Source organism: Xanthobacter oligotrophicus (assembly GCF_008364685.1).
GTDB lineage: Bacteria > Pseudomonadota > Alphaproteobacteria > Rhizobiales > Xanthobacteraceae > Xanthobacter > Xanthobacter oligotrophicus.
Genome location: NZ_VTTL01000009.1, coordinates 251,961 through 270,821, shown reverse-complemented (window position 1 = coordinate 270,821; position 18,861 = coordinate 251,961). Strand labels below are relative to the sequence as shown.

The window sequence follows — 18,861 nt, the reverse complement described above, 5'->3', positions numbered from 1 at the left end:
CGGCCACGCCATCCGCGCGCGACGCCGGACCAGCATAGCGGAGAGCGCCGGCCCCGCGCAAAGCCGCCGCCCGACCGCAGACCCCAACGGCCCGCGCCACCTTCACAACGGCCAAGGCCGCGTCCCGAGGGGCGCGGCCTTGGCTGGAGCGGAGTGCCCCCTTTGGGGGCAGGGCTCAGTTTGCGGTAGAGACCAGGTTGTTGGCGTCCGCGATCTCGCGGGCGGTGGTCGCCCCCAGCAGCACCAGGTTGAGGAACTTCGTCAGCTCCACCGACCCGGCATTGCCGATATAGATGATGTCCTTGTCCCGCATGGGGACCTTGGTGGACATCAGATAGCCAGTCGGCTCGCGGAAATTGACCGTGTAGATGGTCGGGATCCGCTTGTCCGGAATGGTGGACACGTCCACGCCCATGCGCTCCAGCGTGGCGCGGTTCTCGATGCGGAACAGGAACACCGACTGCGGGTCCGCCTGCTGGTCGAGCAGGCCCTCGGCCTTGGCCGCGGCCTCGCTCAGGCTGATCGAGTCTTCGCCGAAGTTGAACTGGCCCTGCTTGCCGGTGGCGCCGAAGGCCAGGAAGGTGCGCGGACGGCTGAACACATAAATGGTGTCGTCCGGCTGCAGATAGATGTTGTTGGCCGGCTCGCGGATCAGGCGGTTGAAGCTGATAGTCGCCTCGCGGTTGCCGCGCTGCAGCGTGACCATCAGGTCGTAGCCCTTGGCCTGGGCCCGGCCGCCGCGGCTGACGGCGTCGAGAATGCGTTCGCCGGCGGAGGTCAGCGGGAAGCGCAGCGGCGTTTCCAACTCGCCAGTCACGGTCACGGCGTTGGACCGCTGGGTCTTCACCGTCACCACGGCCTGGGGCTCGATGGCGCGGTTGCGCAGACGGTCGACGATTTCCTTCTCCACCTGGGAGGGCGAAAGCCCCACGGCCTTGATCTGGCCGGCGTAGGGCACCGAGATGAGGCCGTTGGGATCCACCGACTGGTCGGGGAGGTCGACGAAATTGCCGGCGCGCGAGGCCGCTTCCGCCGGAATGAACAGGCCTCCCGAGGACGCCTCGAAGATGGAGACGCCGACCACGTCGCCGACGCCGATCTTCACGTTGGGAATGGGCCTGCGGTCATTGCGGAAGGTGCCGATCAGCCCCTCGCTGTCGGTGGTGGCAAGCACGCGCACCACATCGATGGTCATGGGCACCAGCTTGTAGCCGACGCCATCCGTGTCCTGAGTCTGCGGGTTACGCACTTCTGTGCTGTAGGGGCCGGAAGCCGGAAGAAAATTGCAGCCGCCCAAGGCTGCAGCGATGGCGACGCAGCCTGCGAAACGAAGGCGGTCGAACCAACTCTTTCGGACGAGCAACACTGGCCATTACCCCCTTACGACGTCGCGTGTGATCCCTACCATGATGGTCCCGGAGCGGCCTATCTCCGTCCGGTTGAATCCACTCCGGGCCGACGCGTTTCCGAGAGTCATGTGGCATCGCAGCAACAAGTGACGATGCGGGTTTCCTCGCGAGACAGTCAAAATGATACCACCAGCCAAGAGGTATCGGCCTGTCGTTCCGCGAGGCGTTCCGGAGGCCGCATGAGCCTCAGGTGGTGATGTGGAAACAGTCGGCGCCTTCGAGCACCAGACAGGTCAGATGCCCAGAGGCATAGGCTCCGGTGTCGATATTGATCCGGTTGGGTAATACCTCCGGCTGCTTGGTCGGGGTATGCCCGTGCACGACGCAGTGGCCCAGCCAGTCGGGACAGTCGAGGAACTCGCGCCGGATCCACATCATGTCCTCGCGGCTCTGGTCCTCCAGCGCGACGCCAGGGCGCAATCCCGCATGGACGAACAGATAGTCGCCGCAGACGAAATGGCTGGACAGCCGCTTCAGGAACGCCAGATGCGCCGGTGAAACGGCCGCGCGCCACTGGCTCCAGAGCGTGCCCTCGTCCAGGGTGCGCCTGTGGCCCACATAGGAGAAGACCGTCTCGAGCCCGCCCATCTTCAGCCAGCGGGCAAACGCCTCCCGCGACAGGAGGGCGTCGATCATCACCGCCTCGTGGTTGCCGCTGATGCACACCGCCTTGCGGCTCGTCTGGCGCTCGATCAGCGCGTCGATGACCGCCGCCGACTTCGGGCCGCGGTCCACATAGTCGCCCAGATAGACCTCGATGCAATCGACGCCCGGATGCACGATCATGTCCTCGTCGATCGCCGCCTGCAGCCGCTTGAGCAGATCGAGGTGACCGTGGATGTCGCCGACGGCATAGACGCGCTTGTGCGGCGGAAGGCGCGGCACCGGCGGGTCGAAAGCGGATTCAGTCATAGGATTGGGGCGGAGCTTCAGCATTGCCATGGTCGCGGCTTGACCTCTGCCACTGCGGCACCCCCATGGGGCACGATCACGAACGAAAGTCTAGCACACGCCCGCACGCACTGCGAAGAGCCTTTGTTGCAATGCGGTAACAGCGTAAAGCCAAACAGCAATTACCTATGGGCAGGGGTCCCGGTGGGTCGCAGGCGGCAGCGGGACGCAAGGGTGACACCTCGACCGGAGCGGTGAATCCAGCTCTAAGGTCGGGCTCAAGGGGTTTCGCGCGGAGGAAGCGCGTCAAGACGCCCCAGATCAAGGACTTGAGGCATCAGGGACTTGAGGCATCGGCGCAAGACCGGCACATGACGCCTTGGCTTCGGGGGAGGCGGTGATGGCATTCGACCTGACGGCGCTGGCCGTGCTCCTGGAAGCCCTGCTCGGCTATCCCGCGGGCATGGTGCGCCGCATCGGCCATCCGGTGATCTGGATCGGCCGGCTGATCGTGCTCCTGGACCATGGCCTGAACCGTCCGGGCCTGACCGCCGCGACTCGCAAGGGCCTCGGCGTGGTGGCGGTGGGCGTAATCCTCGCCGCAGCCGCCGTCCCTACCGCGATTCTTGAGGCGCTGCTGCGTCCCCTGCCCTTCGGCCTGCTCGTGCTCGGCCTGATCGGCTCGACGCTGATTGCCCAGCGATCCCTGCACTGGCACGTGGCGCGGGTGGCCGAGGCTTTGGAGAGCGGCAGCCTGGAGGCGGCACGCACGGCGGTGAGCCATATCGTCGGCCGCGACCCGCAGACCCTGGATGAGGCCGGCGTCGCCCGCGCCGCCATCGAGAGCCTGGCTGAGAATTTCTCCGACGGCGTGGTGGCGCCCACCTTGTGGATGTGCGTGGGCGGGCTGGCCGGGGGCGCCGCCTACAAGGCGCTCAACACCGCCGACAGCATGATCGGCCACCTCACCGAGCGCCACGCCGCCTTCGGCTGGGCCGCCGCCCGCGCCGACGACTACGTGAACCTGCCCGCCTCGCGCCTCGCCGGCATGCTGCTGATCGCAGCCGCCGCCATCACCCCCGGCGCCGATGCCCGCGCCGCCCACACCGCCATGCTGCGGGACGCGCCACGCCACCGCTCCCCCAACGCCGGCTGGTCGGAAGCCGCCATGGCCGGCGCACTGGGGCTGAAGCTGAACGGCCCGAAGGTCTATGCCGGCGTCTTCACCGAGGACGCCTACATGGGCGATGGAAGGCGGGAGGCGACGGCAAGCGACGTGCGCGCCGCGCTGCGGCTCTACCGCCGGGCGGACGCGCTGATGGTGCTGCTGGTGCTCGCGGGGGCCGCAGCCCCCTTCATCTGGCGAGGCTGAGCAAAAGATCGAGGTCGAGATGGGCGGCAAGGTGGGCGGCGAGGCGGTCCAGCGTCTCTTCCACCCCCCGCTCATAGGCCGCCTGCGACGGTGCCCCGCCGAGCGACGAGAGCAGGCCGCCACGGAAGGCGTCGGACGCGAACAGCCCGTGCACATAGGTACCCGCCACCCGGCCCGACGCGGATCGGGCGCCATCCGGCCGCCCATCGGAGAGCATGGCGAAGGGCCGCTCCGCATCCGCGCCGGTGGTGACGCCCATGTGCATCTCATAGCCGGAGAACGGCTCCCCCTGCGCCACGCCGTCCACCTCCACCAGTCGCTTGTCCGGTGACAGCACGGTGTGGACCTTGAGCAGGCCGAGACCCCGGGCGATCTTCGCCTCGCCCTCAATGCCGTCGGGATCGGCGATGGTCTCGCCGAGCATCTGGTAGCCGCCGCACAGGCCCATCACATGGCCGCCGCGCCGGGCGAAGGCGAGGATGTCGTGGTGGAGCCCCTCGGCCTTGAGCGCCGCGAGGTCCGCGATGGTGGCCTTCGAGCCGATCAGCAGCACCAGGTCGGTGTCCACCGGCAGCGTCTCGTGGGGACGGATGCGGCGCATCTCCACGGAGGGCTCGGCATCGAGCGGATCGAGATCGTCGAAATTGGAGACGTGGGGCAGGATGGGCACGCAGATCTTGATGCGCGCCCCCGGCTTGGGCGCGGGCGGGGCGGCAAGCGCCAGCGCATCCTCCGCCGGCAGGCGGATGGCCTCACCGAAATGCGGTACCAGCCCCAGCGCCGCCCATCCAGTCTGGCGGGAGATCAGGTCCATGCCGGCTGAAAACAGGCTCGGGTCGCCGCGGAAACGGTTGACGATGAAGCCTTTGATGAGCACAGCGTCGGCTGCATCGATCACCGCTTTCGTCCCCACGAGGGAGGCGATGACACCGCCCCGGTCGATATCGCCGATGACCACCACCGGCACATCTGCCGCGCGGGCAAAGCCCATGTTGGCGATATCGCCGGCGCGCAAATTGACCTCGGAGGCACTGCCCGCCCCCTCCACCAGCACCAGGTCGGCCTCGGCCTTCAGGCGGTCGAAGCTCTCCAGCACGAACGGCAGCAGCGACGGCTTCATGCCCTGGTAGGCCGCCGCCTTGGCGGTGGCGTGGACGCGGCCCTGGACCACCACCTGCGCGCCGGTCTCGCCCTGCGGCTTCAGCAGCACCGGGTTCATGTGGACGCTGAGGGGCACCCGCGCCGCCCGCGCCTGCAGCGCCTGCGCCCGGCCGATCTCGCCGCCGTCGGCGGTGACGGCGGCATTGTTGGACATGTTTTGCGGCTTGAACGGCCGCACCTTCAGCCCGCGCAGGGTGAAGGCGCGCGCGAGACCTGCGACGAGGAGCGACTTGCCCACGTCCGATCCGGTGCCCTGGAACATCAGCGCGCGTGCCAAGGGCCGTTCCATCCGATCAGAACTCGATGCCGGCCTGCGCCTTCACGCCGGCCGCGAAATGGTGCTTCACCAGCCCCATCTCGGTGACGAGGTCCGCCGCCGCGATCAACTCCGGCTTGGCGTTGCGGCCCGTCACCACCACGTGCAGGCCAGGGCGGCGGGCGGCGAGGGTGGACACCACCTTGCCAAGGTCGAGATAATCGTAGCGCAGGGCGATGTTCAGCTCGTCGAGGACGAGGAGATCGATGGTCTCGTCTTCCATCAGTTCGCGGACCTTGGCGAAGGCGCGGGCGGCGGCGGCGCGGTCGCGGGCGAGGTCCTGGGTCTCCCAGGTGAAGCCCTCGCCCATGGTGTGCCAGACCACGCGATCGCCGAATGCGGCAAAAGCCTCCTGCTCCCCGGTCTGCCACGCGCCCTTGATGAACTGCACCACGCCCACACGCCCGCCGCGCCCGAGCATGCGCAGCGCCAGGCCGAAGGCGGCCGTGCTCTTGCCCTTGCCGGGGCCGGTATGGACGATGAGCAGGCCCTTCTCGATGGTCTTTTCCGCCACCTCCCTGTCCTGCACCGCCTTGCGCTTTTCCATCTTGGCGCGATGGCGGGCGGCCTCGGCGTCATCCACGACGGGGGGAGAAACGGGCTCGCTCACGGCGTCTCGTCCTTTACGATCAGGGGCAGGCCGGCCACCACCAGCACCACCTGCCGCGCACGGGCGGCGAGGCGCTGGTTGAGGAGGCCGGCGGCGTCGCGGAAACGCCGGGCCAGCGCATTGTCCGGCACGATGCCGAAGCCCACCTCGTTGGCCACGCAGACGGTGAGGCCGGGACGCGCCACAAGAGCGCTCTCCAGAGCCGCGCCCTCGGCATCGAGGTCGTGCTCGGCCAGCAGGTGGTTGGTGAGCCACAGCGTCAGGCAATCCACCAGCACCGGCTGCTCGGGCGGCAGCGCCTTGAGGCATCCGGCGAGGTCGAGGGGCGCCTCAAGGGTCTGCCACCCCTCCCCGCGTCGATCGCGATGAAGGGCGATGCGCGCCTCCATCTCCCCGTCGCGGGCCTCGGCGGTGGCGATATAGGCCCACGGCGCCGGCTGGCGGCGGACCTCGACCTCGGCGAAGCGGCTCTTGCCGGAGCGCGCGCCGCCGAGGATCAGGACAAGGCCGCCGCTCAAGCCGTGGACCGGGCGAAACGCTGCCGCAGCAGCCCTGCCAGCGCCCCGAGCACGGCCCAGAACACGAAGCTCGTCACCACCACCGCCACCACGAAACCGTGGGCGAGGCTGGCGGGCACCGGGCTGTCGTGGCTGTCGGGCTGCGGCGCGCCGATGAGGTGCGGCAGCACGATCAGCACCACGGCGAGCGCCGCTAACGGCAGCGACCGTTTGTAGACGAGCAGGGCGATACCGGCTGCGGTGGCCACCGCCGTGCCGATCCACCACGCCTGGCGGGCGAGCAGATCCGCCGCCGGCATGGCGGGTAGTTCCGGCGGCAGGCTCAGGCTGGGCGCCAACGTGACCGCCGCGAAGGCGGCGACGCCCCAGGCGAGCCCGTCGCGCCAGCCGGCAAGGCCGCCCGCCACCTCGGACACCGCGAGCAGCAGCAGCGCGAAGCCCGCCGCGCCCACCACATTGGCGAGGGCGGTGTAGAGCAGGCGCTCGGCGCCATCGGACGGCACCCAGGCATCGCCATGGTCATGCCCGGCATCCGCATGATCATGCGGCGCGGCCGCAGCCTGATCGACGGTACCATGGTCGTGTGAGCCGTGATCGTGTGAACCGTGATCTTGGGCGGCGGGGACAGCCGCCGCCTCCTCATAGGTCTCGGCCTTCAGGATGAGGGGGGTGGTCGCCGCGTGCTGGAGTCCGGTCATCAGGAGACCGGCCAATAGCCCGCTAAGCGCCGCCGCGAAGACGAGGGCGCGAAAGATCGCCATGGCTGAAAGCTCCCCTCAGTGGCAGGGGAAGCCGGTGGAATGGCGGTAATCATGCGCCGCATTGTGCAGCACCGGAATACCGGAAAAGCCGACGCCGCCGACAATGAACAGGCCGAGCAGTCCGGCAAGGGTGATCTGGATGGCGCGGGACGCAACGCCGGATTCGGCGGCGGCAGGATTGGGCGACTGGGTCTGGGTCGTCATCATCTGTCCTTTCAGCCCTCCCTCCGAGGGCGCATGGCGATGCCCTGAACGGGCAGGATGTCGCCGGCAGGTCTCCTGGCTCGCGGTTCGTCGCAAGGCCTGCGCCTTCCCGGATTGCTCCAGTGGCACGATGCAGGCCTGCTCACCGCCGACAGTTGCGGGGGCAGCCGCGGCTTTGGGAGAAGCCTCCCGCACCGCATTCCCTCTTGGTCCGCCCGAAAGCGAACACCGACGACGGAACGACTATAGGGCCACCGCGCCGCACCGCAACTGCGGCTTGGCGGATATGCCCGAGGGCGTTGGCCCATCCTAGGGCAGAACCCACATGGCCACGGACAAGGGCAAGCCCCGGGATGGAGCACCCGGCTGTCGCGCGGCGTCAGCCTTTCCAGTGGGAGGGCACGGGTCGGTGGAGCGCTCGGAAAAGGTGCCAAAGCACCTCTTAAAGTGATGCGTCAAAATCTTAGCAGTCACCCACAAATAATTGAAATACAATAATAATTCAAAACAACTTCATGTAGCGGATCCGGCAGGCGCCTGCATACCCCGCCCTGTCCCCTACCCTTTCGCCTTCGCCACAAGGGCGGAGGTGGAGCGCCCCTCCACCAGCGGGATCAGGGCAACACGCCCGCCGCGCGCCTTCACCACGTCGCCGCCGACCACCTCGTCCTCACGGTAATCGGCGCCCTTCACCAGCACGTCTGGGCCCAGCGTTGTGATGATCTCCAGCGGCGTGTCCTCCTCGAACAGCACGACCAGATCCACGCAGCGCAGCGCGCCGATGACCCGTGCCCGGGCCGCCTCGTCCTGCACCGGACGGGTCGGTCCCTTCAGGCGCTGCACCGAGGTGTCGGTATTCAGCGCCACCACCAGCCGGTCACCCTCCCGCGCCGCCGCCTCCAGAATGGAGACGTGGCCGGGGTGGACCAGATCGAAGCAGCCATTGGTGAAGACCACGCGCGCGCCCGCCGCCTGCCAGCCGGCGATGACGGCGGCGGCCCGGGCGCGGTCCACCAGCGCGCCAGGCTCCGCCCCCTCGGGCACGCTGGCGTCGAGGGCGGCATTCAGCTCCGCCCGCGTCACCACCGCAGTGCCGATCTTGCCCACCGCCACGGCGGCGGCGGCATTGGCGAAATGAACGCTGGTCTCCAGCGTGTGCCCGGAGGCGAGGGAGACGGCCAGCGCCGCCAGCGCCGTGTCGCCGGCGCCCGAGACGTCGAACACCTCGCGGGCCTGCGCCGGCACGTGCAGCACCTGCCCGTTGCGGCGCCACAGCGTCATGCCCTTCTCGGCGCGGGTTACCAGCACGTCGCCGCCGAACTGGCCGGAGGCCGCCTCCGCCGCCAGCGCCGCCTCGGCATTGGTGGTGTCGGGCAGGCCGGTGGCGGCGGCCAGCTCCAGCCGGTTGGGGGTGACCAGCGTCGCGCCGCGATAGGCCTCGAAGGTGCGGCGCTTGGGATCCACGATCACCGGCACGCCCTTCGCCTGCGCCGCGGCGATGGCGGCGCCGATGACCACATCCGACAGCACGCCCTTGGCATAGTCGGAAAGCACCACCACCGAGCTGCGCCCCACCGCCTCTTCCACGGTCGCAACAAGGCGCGCGACGGTGTCCTCGGCCGGCGGGGTGAGGATCTCGGCGTCGATGCGGACGATCTGCTGGCGCCCGCTCATCACCCGCGTCTTGGTGATGGTGGGCCGCCCTGCGTCCGCCACTAGGCTGGACAGGTCGATGCCCGGATAGGCGGCGAGCGCGTCCTTCAGCGCCTCGGCCTCGGGGTCCGCGCCCGTGAGGCCCACCAGGATGACCTGCGCCCCCAGCGCCGCCGCATTGGCGGCCACGTTGGCCGCGCCGCCCGGCACGATGCGCTCGGCGCCGTGCACCAGCACCGGCACCGGCGCCTCCGGCGAGATGCGCGAAACGGAACCGACGATATAACGATCCACCATCACGTCGCCGATGACGGCGATGGGACCCACCGCGCCTTTACCCGCCATGATGTTTTGTCCTCACGCCGCGTTGCGCGGCTTCAGATAGCCGTTCACATAGGACGCGACCCCATCCTCCAGCGAGGTGAAGGGACGCGTGAAGCCCGCCGCGCGCAGCTTCGAGACATCGGCCTGGGTGAAATACTGGTAGGCCTTCTGCAGGCTGTCCGGCATGTCCACGTAGGAGATGCGCGGCTCATCGCCCAGCGCCGAGAACACCGCCTTCGCCAGATCGGCGAACGAGCGCGCCTCGCCGGTGCCCACGTTGAATATGCCGGACACGTCCGGGCTCTCCAGCAGCCAGCGCACCACCTCCACGCAGTCGCCCACATGGACGAAGTCGCGCAATTGGCCGCCGTCCTCGTAGCGCGGATCGTGGGACTTGAAGAGGGTCACATTCTCTCCGGCCGCGGCGGCAGGGTAGATCTTGTGCACCACCGAGCGCATGTCGCCCTTGTGGCCCTCGCCGGGGCCGTAGACGTTGAAGAAGCGCAGGCCCGCGAACTGCGGCGGGCGCGGCCGGCCCTCAGCCACGTCCGCCATGATGCGGCGATCCACGAACAGCTTCGACCAGCCGTAGGGGTTGAGCGGCGCCAGGGTGCCAAGGTCCGCCGCCTCTTCCGAATCCCGGAAGCCGGAGGTGCCGTCGCCATAGGTCGCGGCGGAGGAGGCATAGACGAGGCCCAGCGCCTTGCGCGCGCACAGCTCCCACAGGTCCAGCGTCGCGCGGATGTTGCGGGCGACGATCTTGTCGGCATCGCGCTCGGTGGTGGCGGAGATGGCGCCCATGTGCACCACGGCGGCAAGCCGGCCGCCCTCCTTCTCCACGAAGGTGTTCACCGTCTCCGGCCGGATCACGTCATGCAGCGCGATGTCGGAGATGTTGCGCCATTTGGGGCCGTCCTCCAGCCAGTCGGCCACCACCACGCGATAGCCATCCTCGGCGGCGGCGCGGGCAATGTTGGAGCCGATGAAGCCCGCCCCGCCCGTGACGAGGAGGAGGTCGCGGCTGAGCGCCACCGATCGGGTCATGTGGAACATCCCATCTTCAGGTCGGGCGCAGGGTGTGCCACGCCAGCTCACCCTTTGTCCATGTTCGGCCCCGCTCAGGCCCTGAGCGCCACCAGCGCGCGCCAGACCTCGGCGGCGGAAATGTCGGCGAGGCAGGGCGGCCCCTCGGTCACCTCCGGCGCGATGCGGCAGCGCGCCTTTTCGCACGGGGCACAGTCGCGGGTCGCCTTCAGTTCCACCGCCCGGGGGCCGTAGAGGCCGGTGAGGCGCGGGTCGGTGGGGCCGTAAAGTCCCACCGTCGGCACCCCATAGGCCGCCGCCAGATGGCCAAGGCCGGTATCCGCGCTCACCACCCCTGCCGCGCCGGCGATCACCGGGGCGAGGGTGTCCAGCGTCTGCGGCGGCAACAGGTGCACGTTGGGCAGGCCGTCCGCGATGGCCTCGGCTCGGTCGCGCTCGGTCTCCCCATGGGCGAACAGGCGGATGTCGAGGCCGGCCGCGCCGGCCTGTTCCGCCAGCGCCCGCCAGCCGGCGCGGGTCCAGGTCTTGGTGGGCCAGGTGGTGCCGTGGAGGAAGACGAGATAGGGCGCGCCTGTCTCAGGCCCGGGCACCAGCCCGGCATCCGCCGGCCGGCCCTCAAAGCTGTAGCCCAGCGCCGCGGCGAACAGCTTGCGGATGCGTACCGCCATATGTTCCACCTCCGGCACATGGTGGCGCCGGTGGTAGGTGAGCGCGGCGAGGCCTTCCCGCGCGCTGGCGCGATCGAAACCGTGGCGCTGCCCCCGGGCGAGCGCCGCCACTGCCGCGCTCTTCATCAGGCCCTGGGCATCGATGACCATATCATAGCGTTCGGCACCCAGCGCGGCGCGGATGCGCCCGGCCTCGCCGGAGCGCAGGGCGTCCATCGGCTTGCGCAGCATGCGGCGGAGCGGGACGACGATGGTGTTCCGCACCGCCGGATGCAGGCGCGCCACCGGGGCGAAGGCCTCTTCCACCGCCCAGTCAAGCTCAAGGCCGGGATGCGCGGCGATGGCATCCGTCAGCGCCGGGAACGTGTGCACCACGTCACCCAGCGACGACAGCTTCACCAGCAGCACCTTCATCGGCGCATCTGCTCGGCGGCGGCGAGAACCTCCCCGGGGGCGATGGCTTCGAGGCAGGCGAGGGTGCCCAGCGGGCATTCCCGCTTGTGGCAGGGCCGGCACGGCAGCTCGCGCGCCATCACGCGGGCAAAGGGCGAGGCCGGCGGCGTCATCTTCTCGGATGAGGCGCCATAGAGCACCACCAACCGCCGGTCGAAGGCACCGGCCACGTGCATCAGGCCGGAATCGTTGGAGATGACCACATCCGCGCCGGCCAGGATGGCGGCGGCCTCGACGAGGGTGGTGCGGCCGACCAGATTGTCCACCGGCACGCCGGCACCGGCCGCGATGGCGTCGGCCGCGTCCTGGTCCTTGGGCGAGCCGAGGATGCGGATGCGATAGCCGGCGGCGACGGCCAGCGCGGCGAGGGCGGCGAACTTGGCCGCCGGCCAGCGCTTGGCGGGACCATATTCGGCACCGGGGCACAGCACCATCACCGGGCCTTCGCCGGAAAGCGGGAACTTGGCAGCTGCCACGTCCACCGCGCCGTCGGGCAGCATCAGGCGCGGGCGCGGCGGGCGGGCGGTGGAGCCCACCGGCAGGCCCAGCGCCACGAAGCGGTCGAGGGTGCGGGCGGTCTTGCGGTCGGGATCGGGCCGGGCGTCGGTGAGCAGCGGGCTGCGCAGCTCCGCCTTGTAGCCCACGCGCTCGGGAATGCCGGCGGCGAGGGGCACGATGGCGGCCTTGAAGGCGCGGGGCAGGATGATGGCCTTGCCGTAGCCCTCGCCACGCAGCGCGCGCCCAGCGCGCCAGCGGGCCATGAGGCCGAGCTCGCCATGGCCGAGGCCGAGGGGAATGGCGCGGCGGACGCCGGGGATCATGCGAGCGATGGGCACCGCGGCGGGGGGCGCCAGCACGTCGATGGGACGGCCGGGCTCACGCAGGCGCAGCACCTCGACAAGGCTCGCCGCCATGACCATGTCGCCGACCCAGGAAGGGCCGACAACCAGCAGGGGCGAAACGGAACCAAGGGCACGCATACGAACGCTCGCGGGGTGGAACGCCCGCGTCATTGCAAGGCGGACCCGCCGCGTCAAGCGTCAAGCGACGCACGCGGCGGGCAAGCGGGCCGGATGGGACGGTCCGGCATGGCCGGACCGAACGTCACCTCAGGCGGCGGTACGGAAGGTCTTCTCGACCGAGGACTTCAGCGGCTCGGACGAATCCGCGGCCACCTTCTGGGCAAGCGCGGAGAGATCCTTCGCCTGGGAGGTGAGCACCTCGAACTGCTTGCGGGCGTGGCCGGTGGAAAGCTCCACAGCCTCGCTCACCGTCTTGGTGGCGAGCAGCGAGTTGAAATAGTCGAGCGCCGCGTTCACGTTCGATTGAACAGCCTCGAGCACCTTGGAATTGTATTCCGCCACGCCCTTGCTGGCGCTGGTATAGGTGTCCTCGAAAGCGGCGTTCACCTGATCGGCGGAACCCTTGAGCTTGGTATAGTTCTCGCGGAAGGTGGCGAGACCCTTCTCGGCGATTTCGCGCACGCCGGCCGGCACTTCCACGCCGGGAACGGCATGGCTCGAGAATGCCTTTTTCGCGGCTTCGACCTGATCCTGATAGGCCTTGATGAAGGTGTCGTTCATGTCATCCTCGGTAAAACGGGCAACTAGGGTCCGTGTGCCGAGGCACAATCCCGCACCTGCGAGGAGGAGGCTGGCGGAGCGCCAGCATCAGACCTGCGAACAAGAGCGGTAGCGGCTGTGAAACCTCGACTTTATGACTGTATCCTAACAAATCGTGCAGCGCAAAAAGAATTTCTGCGCTGCACAAGTCAAGTTCGAGGATTTTCAGTCACTTAATAAATCCAAGCGACTGATGAACGCCGCCCGATACCTCAGTGTGACTGATTGGGATCAGTCACCGTGGAGGCGGCATGCTCGGCGGCGGTCTTGGCGTCGTGGACAGCCTTCTCGCTCACGGCCTTGAAGTCCTGCGCCGCGGCCTGGGCGCTCTCGGTGGCGGCGGCGGCCAGCGTCTTCAGGCGCTCGGCGAGGGTGCGGGCATGCTCGTCGAGGCTGCGCACGGTGGTCTCGCCGAGGGACTTGGCATCGACGCCGAGGCTCTTGGCCTGGTCGGCGACCGACTTCATCTGGCTGGTGAGGAACTCGGCCTGCAGGCTCATCATTTCCTGCGGGCTTTTGGCGGCCACGAGCCGGTGCAGGAAGTCGAAGCTGGCTTCCACATTGGCCTCCATGAGACCGATCGCCTTCTGGCGCAGGTCCTTGATGCCGGTGCGCACGTCCTCGAAATGCCCTTCGGTGTCGCCGACCTGCTCACGCGCGTTCTGGAACAGGGTTTCAAACGCCTGGCGGGCCTGGGCCACATTCTTCTCGGCAATGGCCCGCATCTCGGCGGGCAGCTCCAGATCCGGACCGAACTTCGTCGTCATGGCCGTTTCTCCTCCGGGGTTTTCGGGCGGCGCACCTGAACCGCACCGGGTCAATTCTAATATGGCTCAACTGCGCTGCGCCAATATGAATGCCGAAAAAGCGCGCCAATTGCACTGACGTTAATCAATCGTCATGACTATGGGCAGCGCTCCGCCTTGCAGAATCGGCCCGCACGCGGCGGAATGGACCTACGGCAGCCCATGACGCAGACCAGCGCACGTTCATTTCCCGGGGCGGATCTCGCCCTCGCGCCGCTGCAGCGGCAGGACCTGCCGTCCTTCCTGGTGGCCGTGCCGTCTGCCCGCGTGCTGGAAGCGACATCGGCCTGCGCCGCCCTTGGACTGTTCGCCGGCACCCCCGCGCCACAGATGGTGGCGGCGGTAGCGCGGGAGCTGTCGCGCCAGAGCCTCGTGCGCTTCGGCTATGCGCGCCTGCGCCTGCCCGGCAGCTTTGTCCCGCGCCTGTTCCGCTACGCGCCGCTCGCCCTGCCCTCCGGAGCCGCGGTGCTGTTCGCCGATCCCGCCGCCTTCGCGCCCGGGTCCTCTTCCACTGAGCCGCCCAGCGCGCCCGCCATTCCCGTGGCGCTTCAGCCCCTGTTCGCCCAGCCGGTGCGCATCACCTTCGAGACCGATGCCGAGGGCCGCATCCGCGCGCTCTCGCCGGTGTTCGCCCATGCCCTCGGGTCCCGCGCCGACCAATTCATGGGCGCGACCTTCGCGGTGCTGGAGAACGAGGGCCTGCTTCAGTCCAGCGCCGACATCGCCGATGCCATCGCCGGCGGCAGCTTCAGCGATGTGAAGGCCCACGTGCCCGCCGCGACGCCGGACGAGGCTGCGCTCGACCTCTCTCTCGGCGGGGCGCCTGTGTTCGATGCCGGGCGCCGGCGCCAGGGCACCCGCGGCTTCGGCGTGCTGAGCGCGGCCGCCGCGCCGCCGCTCCTCGCCCAGACGCGGCCGGCGCCCCCAGCCCCGCTGCCGCCTGCCTCCGAGCCAGCCGGCTTCGGAGAGAATGTGGTGCCGTTGCGCTCCGGCACCCTGTCGCCGCAGGAGCGCTCGGCCTTCCGCGAGATCGCCCGGACGCTGGCCGCCGCCATCGAGGACTGGCCGAAGCCGCGTCCCGACCTGCCCCGACTTGACCCGCAGCCGAATGCGCCGCTCAACACCTTGCCGCACGCGGATGTGGACGTCCCTGCCCGCTCCGAGCCGCCAGGCATCGGCCATGCGCCCGAACCCGACGCCCCGCCCGCATCGGAACATCCAGCCGCACCCGACGACCTCGACCTGCTCGACCATCTGCCCCTGGGGCTGCTGGTGCAGCAGGACGGCGCGGCGACCTACGCCAACCGTACCCTTCTCACCCTGACCGGGTGGGAGGACCTCGCCGACATCGCGGCGGCCGGCGGGCTCGATGCCCTACTGGTGCGCGACGGCGCCAGCCTGCATCTCGCTACGGCCGCCGGCACCCCCCTGCCGGTGGAGGTGCGCCTAGTGGCGGCACCCTTCCTCGGCCGGCCGGCGCTGGTGCATGTCATCCGGCCCCTGAGCGAAGCAGAAGGGCGCGAGGCTCGCGCCATCGCCCGCCGCGACGCGCTCGACATGGTGCCGTGGCCTCTCTTTCTACTGGAGCCGGACGGCACCATCCGGTTCGCCAACCGGGCGGCCGCCGAGCGGCTCGGCTTTTCTGCCCTGGATCTGGCCGGCGAGCCGTTCATCGTCGCCGTGGCGCCGCAGGATCGCGCCGCCGTGGTCGCCGCCATGGACCGGGTGGCGGCGGGTGCCGCCCGCGAACAGATCACGCTCGCCCTGCGTGACCGCGCCGGCACTGTTTCGCCCGCCCGCGCCGGGCTGACCCGCGCCGGGGCCGAGGACCAGATGCTGTGCGTGGTGGTGGATCCTGAGCCTCCGGCCGTCCCTGCGGCCGCCAGCGCGGGGACCGACCTCCTGCCCCGTTTCGCCAGCCGCCTGCGGCAGGCGCTGGCCGCGCCCTTGGCCCGCCTGACCGGTATGCCGGCGCCCGCCGCCCTGTCGGGGCCGGAGCGCGACGCATTCGCCGCCGTCGCCTCGACCCTCGACGACCTCGCAACCCTTGCGGCCACTGTGGAAGCGGCGGCACCGGAACGGTGCGACCTCGCCGGGCTGGTGTCGGCCACGGTTGCCGCACTCACGCCCGCGGCCCGGCGCCGGGGCATCGCACTCCGGCTCGATGCGCCCGACGCGGTGACGGTGACGACCCTGCGCCCGCAGGTGACCCGGCTGGCCCGGCTGATGCTGGAGGAGGCCGTGGCTGCGACGCCGGCGGGGGCGAGCGTCAGCATCTCGGTGTTTGACGATGGGACGGCCGGTGCCTGCCTTCAGGTCAGCGATGGCGGCGCGGCGCTGGACGAGGTAGCGCTGGCGGCGGCCCGCGATCCGCTCGCGCCGCTTCCCACCCCGGCCGCCGACCGCTTCGCCGCGGCCGGACGGCCCCTGCGGCTGGCGCGCCTGGCACGCGAGGCCGAGTCGCTCGGCGGGACTTTCGAGGTGGCGCCGGAGCCGGCCCGCGGCATGATCGCCCGCCTGCGTCTTCCCTAGCGATCCTGCGTCTTCCCTAGCGATAGAGTCCCGTGTCTTTCCGGTGGCGAGACACCGCCGGAGTGGGTTTAAAAAATGGAATTACTCCATTCTGGTACCCCGAAGTCTTTCGAGACTGCGGCCGGAGCACCATGTCGCATTTCTACGGAGTTGACGGGCGCCTCCGTTTCCTGCGAAAAATGTAATAGAAACAAGTTTTTAGAAGTTTTCCAATTCAGCCCTTCCGAGCTTGGCCATGATCGTTTGTTCATGCAACGTCTTTTCAGACCGTCAAGTGCTCGACGCCCTTGCCGGATCCCAGGGATTGCGCACCCCCGGCGAGGTCTATCGCTGTCTCGGTTGCTCCCCCCAGTGCGGGCGCTGCGCCCGCACCATCCGCGCATTGATGGACCAGGCGCAGGCGCACAATTGCGGCACCTGCGCTGAGGATTGTCCAGTCGCGGCCATTACCGGAATGGTGGCGGCGGAGTAACGACTTACACTCTCAATTTCGGGCTCACCTAACTTCCGCTGCGGAACGAAATCGCGCGGGTACTCCCTCACCGGTGTTGCCTCGACATTAGAATTGGTCTAACGCTGATTACAAACAAGACGCCATACAGGCCTCAGGAGCGGAATATGAAGGGTGATGCAAAGGTTATCGAGTACCTCAATCGGGGGCTGCGCTCGGAGCTGACCGCCATCAACCAGTACTGGCTCCACTACCGCATGCTCGACAATTGGGGCTACAAGGCCCTCGCCAAGAAGTGGCGCGCCGAGTCCATCGAGGAGATGGTGCACGCGGACAAGTTCACTGACCGCATCCTGTTTCTCGATGGCTTCCCGAACATGCAGGTGCTGGATCCGCTGCGGATCGGCCAGGACGTGAAGGAAATCCTCGATTGCGACCTCGCCGCCGAACTGGACGCGCGGGCGCTCTATCAGGAAGCCGCCACCTACTGCCACTCGGTGAAGGACTATCCCAGCCGTGACCTCTTCGAGGAGCTGATGGCGGACGAGGAAGGCCACATCGACTTCCTCGAAACCCAGCTGGATCTCGTCTCCAAGCTCGGCCTCCAGCTCTACGCCCAGCACCATATCGGCGAACTGGAAGACTGAGTCGCCTGCGCCACGGCGCAAGACAGGCACCTATCGAAAGCCCGGCCTCGCGCCGGGCTTTTTCGTTTTCGACCCGGCTCAAGCGCGCGCAAGTCGGCGTCGCAGATCCGCCCAGCAGGCAACCGAACGGACATCGATGCACTGGAAGTGCCAACGGACGCCACGGCAGGACTGCGATGAATGACATTATAATTGGAATGATTTGAAAGAAGAATTAGACGCCTTCCAATGTTTTCGGCTCACTTTCTTCTTCGTTGACGGAACGCAAAGCGAAGGGTTAGCCACACTCCCATCTTGCCGAAACGGCCCTGCGGCGGCCGGAGCACAGAGGGATACCGATGGCCGATTTCCGCCCCTTATGCCGTGCGCTCTCGCGCCGCCTGTTCTCGCGCAGCCTTCTCGCCGGTGGCGCGCTGCTGCTGGCAAGCCCGGTCGTGGCCCCCCACGCCGTCTTCGCGCAGCAGGTGGTGAACGTCTACACCACCCGCGAGCCCGGCCTCGCCGCTCCCCTGTTCGAGGCCTTCACCAAGGCCACCGGCATTGAGGTGAAGAGCGTCTACATCAAGGACGGCCTCGCCGAGCGCGTGAAGGCGGAGGGCGCCAGCTCCCCCGCCGACGTGCTGATGACCGTGGACGTGGGCAATTTGCTCGACGTGGTGGATGCCGGCGTCACCCAGCCCGTCACCTCGCCCGCGCTCTCAGCCGCCATTCCCGCCAACCTGCGCGATCCCGACGGCAACTGGTTCGCGCTCTCCCTGCGCGCCCGGCTGATCTATACGGCGAAGGACGTGGTGAAGCTTTCCGCCATCACCTACGAGGATCTCGCCGACCCCAAGTGGAAGGGCAAGATCTGCATCCGCTCAGGCCAGCACCCCTACAATGTGGGGCTGGTCGCCGCCTATATCGTCCATCACGGCGAGGCGAAGACCGAGGAGTGGCTGCGCGGCGTGAAAGCCAATCTCGCCCGCAAGGCGGCCGGCGGCGACCGCGAGGGCGCGCGCGACATCCTCGGCGGCATCTGCGACCTCGCCGTGGGCAATTCCTATTATGTGGGCCTCATGCGCTCCGGCAAGGGCGGCCCCGACCAGAAGAAGTGGGGCGACGGCATCGGCGTGCTGCTCCCCACCTTCGAGGGCGGCGGCACCCATGTGAACGTCTCCGGCGCCGCCGTGGCGAAGAACGCGCCCCACAAGGACGAGGCGGTGAAGTTCCTGGAGTTCGCCGTCTCCCCCGCCATGCAGGCGGTCTATGCCCAGCAGAACCTCGAATATCCGGTGCTCGCCACCGCCACCATCGATCCGGTGATCGCCGATCTCGGCCCGCTGAAGGTGGACACCATCTCGCTGGTGGACATTGCCAAGAACCGCAAGCGCGCCAGCGAGCTGATCGACAAGGTCGGCTTCGACAACTGACGAGACT

Annotated in this window: 18 protein-coding genes and 1 riboswitch; of the genes, 5 read left to right on the top strand and 13 right to left on the bottom strand. The window is 68.7% G+C overall.

All coding sequences use genetic code 11. The features are described from left to right. Positions 1-175: 175 nt before the first annotated feature. Both FZ033_RS16595 and FZ033_RS16590 read right to left on the bottom strand, forming a co-directional pair. Positions 176-1,249, bottom strand: coding sequence for a polysaccharide biosynthesis/export family protein (locus FZ033_RS16595; RefSeq protein WP_232847527.1), 1,074 nt, complete (start codon positions 1,247-1,249; stop codon positions 176-178). A 346-nt stretch (positions 1,250-1,595) separates the two neighbouring features. Next, positions 1,596-2,321: a metallophosphoesterase gene (locus FZ033_RS16590; RefSeq protein WP_149577206.1), complete on the bottom strand. Its 726-nt coding sequence runs from the start codon at positions 2,319-2,321 to the stop codon at positions 1,596-1,598. Between the two features lie 379 nt (positions 2,322-2,700). Here FZ033_RS16590 and cbiB point away from each other — a divergent pair, with 379 nt between their 5' ends. Continuing rightward, a complete protein-coding gene (gene cbiB, locus FZ033_RS16585) occupies positions 2,701-3,672 on the top strand; it encodes an adenosylcobinamide-phosphate synthase CbiB (protein WP_149577205.1) in 972 nt (323 codons plus the stop codon). Here cbiB and FZ033_RS16580 read toward each other — a convergent pair. From FZ033_RS16580 to FZ033_RS16530, 11 genes are all read right to left on the bottom strand, one after another. Beyond that, complete coding sequence (locus FZ033_RS16580) at positions 3,656-5,122, bottom strand: cobyric acid synthase (RefSeq protein WP_188079540.1); 1,467 nt, start codon at positions 5,120-5,122, stop codon at positions 3,656-3,658. The genes cbiB and FZ033_RS16580 overlap by 17 nt on opposite strands. Before the next feature lie 4 nt (positions 5,123-5,126). Continuing rightward, positions 5,127-5,759: a cob(I)yrinic acid a,c-diamide adenosyltransferase gene (cobO, locus tag FZ033_RS16575; protein WP_149577203.1), complete on the bottom strand. Its 633-nt coding sequence runs from the start codon at positions 5,757-5,759 to the stop codon at positions 5,127-5,129. After that, positions 5,756-6,277, bottom strand: coding sequence for a bifunctional adenosylcobinamide kinase/adenosylcobinamide-phosphate guanylyltransferase (cobU, locus tag FZ033_RS16570; protein ID WP_149577202.1), 522 nt, complete (start codon positions 6,275-6,277; stop codon positions 5,756-5,758). Before cobU ends, cobO begins: the two co-directional genes overlap by 4 nt. After that, positions 6,274-7,038, bottom strand: a complete 765-nt coding sequence (locus FZ033_RS16565) for a CbtA family protein (RefSeq protein WP_149577201.1) — start codon at positions 7,036-7,038, stop codon at positions 6,274-6,276. Before FZ033_RS16565 ends, cobU begins: the two co-directional genes overlap by 4 nt. Before the next feature lie 15 nt (positions 7,039-7,053). Beyond that, entirely contained in the window at positions 7,054-7,245 is a 192-nt protein-coding gene (locus tag FZ033_RS16560; protein ID WP_149577200.1) for a CbtB domain-containing protein, read from the bottom strand. Positions 7,246-7,290: 45 nt separating this feature from the next. Continuing rightward, positions 7,291-7,490, bottom strand: a riboswitch (cobalamin riboswitch). A gap of 310 nt (positions 7,491-7,800) precedes the next feature. Further along, positions 7,801-9,240: a D-glycero-beta-D-manno-heptose-7-phosphate kinase gene (rfaE1, locus tag FZ033_RS16555; protein ID WP_149577199.1), complete on the bottom strand. Its 1,440-nt coding sequence runs from the start codon at positions 9,238-9,240 to the stop codon at positions 7,801-7,803. A gap of 12 nt (positions 9,241-9,252) precedes the next feature. Continuing rightward, positions 9,253-10,263 (bottom strand): ADP-glyceromanno-heptose 6-epimerase, encoded by a 1,011-nt coding sequence (rfaD, locus tag FZ033_RS16550; protein WP_149577198.1) that lies wholly within the window; start codon positions 10,261-10,263, stop codon positions 9,253-9,255. A 74-nt stretch (positions 10,264-10,337) separates the two neighbouring features. After that, positions 10,338-11,345 (bottom strand): lipopolysaccharide heptosyltransferase I, encoded by a 1,008-nt coding sequence (gene waaC, locus FZ033_RS16545; protein WP_149577197.1) that lies wholly within the window; start codon positions 11,343-11,345, stop codon positions 10,338-10,340. Then, positions 11,342-12,364, bottom strand: coding sequence for a lipopolysaccharide heptosyltransferase II (waaF, locus tag FZ033_RS16540; protein WP_232847526.1), 1,023 nt, complete (start codon positions 12,362-12,364; stop codon positions 11,342-11,344). Before waaF ends, waaC begins: the two co-directional genes overlap by 4 nt. A gap of 129 nt (positions 12,365-12,493) precedes the next feature. Beyond that, positions 12,494-12,967 carry a phasin gene (locus FZ033_RS16535; RefSeq protein ID WP_232847525.1) on the bottom strand — a complete coding sequence of 158 codons (474 nt, stop codon included), beginning with the start codon at positions 12,965-12,967 and terminating at the stop codon, positions 12,494-12,496. Positions 12,968-13,218: 251 nt separating this feature from the next. Next, positions 13,219-13,773, bottom strand: coding sequence for a phasin family protein (locus FZ033_RS16530; RefSeq protein WP_149577194.1), 555 nt, complete (start codon positions 13,771-13,773; stop codon positions 13,219-13,221). A 702-nt stretch (positions 13,774-14,475) separates the two neighbouring features. On the opposite strand from FZ033_RS16530, the gene FZ033_RS16525 reads away from it, so the two are divergent. The 4 genes from FZ033_RS16525 (at position 14,476) to FZ033_RS16510 (ending at position 18,854) form a co-directional block, all read left to right on the top strand. Further along, positions 14,476-16,344: a PAS domain-containing sensor histidine kinase gene (locus FZ033_RS16525; RefSeq protein ID WP_408068490.1), complete on the top strand. Its 1,869-nt coding sequence runs from the start codon at positions 14,476-14,478 to the stop codon at positions 16,342-16,344. 235 nt (positions 16,345-16,579) lie between these two features. Continuing rightward, the gene (locus FZ033_RS16520) at positions 16,580-16,816 is read left to right on the top strand and encodes a (2Fe-2S)-binding protein (protein ID WP_081437088.1); all 237 of its coding nucleotides are present in this window, start codon (positions 16,580-16,582) and stop codon (positions 16,814-16,816) included. Positions 16,817-16,962: 146 nt separating this feature from the next. Then, positions 16,963-17,442: a bacterioferritin gene (gene bfr / locus FZ033_RS16515; RefSeq protein ID WP_138400048.1), complete on the top strand. Its 480-nt coding sequence runs from the start codon at positions 16,963-16,965 to the stop codon at positions 17,440-17,442. A 338-nt stretch (positions 17,443-17,780) separates the two neighbouring features. Next, positions 17,781-18,854, top strand: coding sequence for a Fe(3+) ABC transporter substrate-binding protein (locus FZ033_RS16510; protein ID WP_149577192.1), 1,074 nt, complete (start codon positions 17,781-17,783; stop codon positions 18,852-18,854). Positions 18,855-18,861 lie beyond the last annotated feature (7 nt).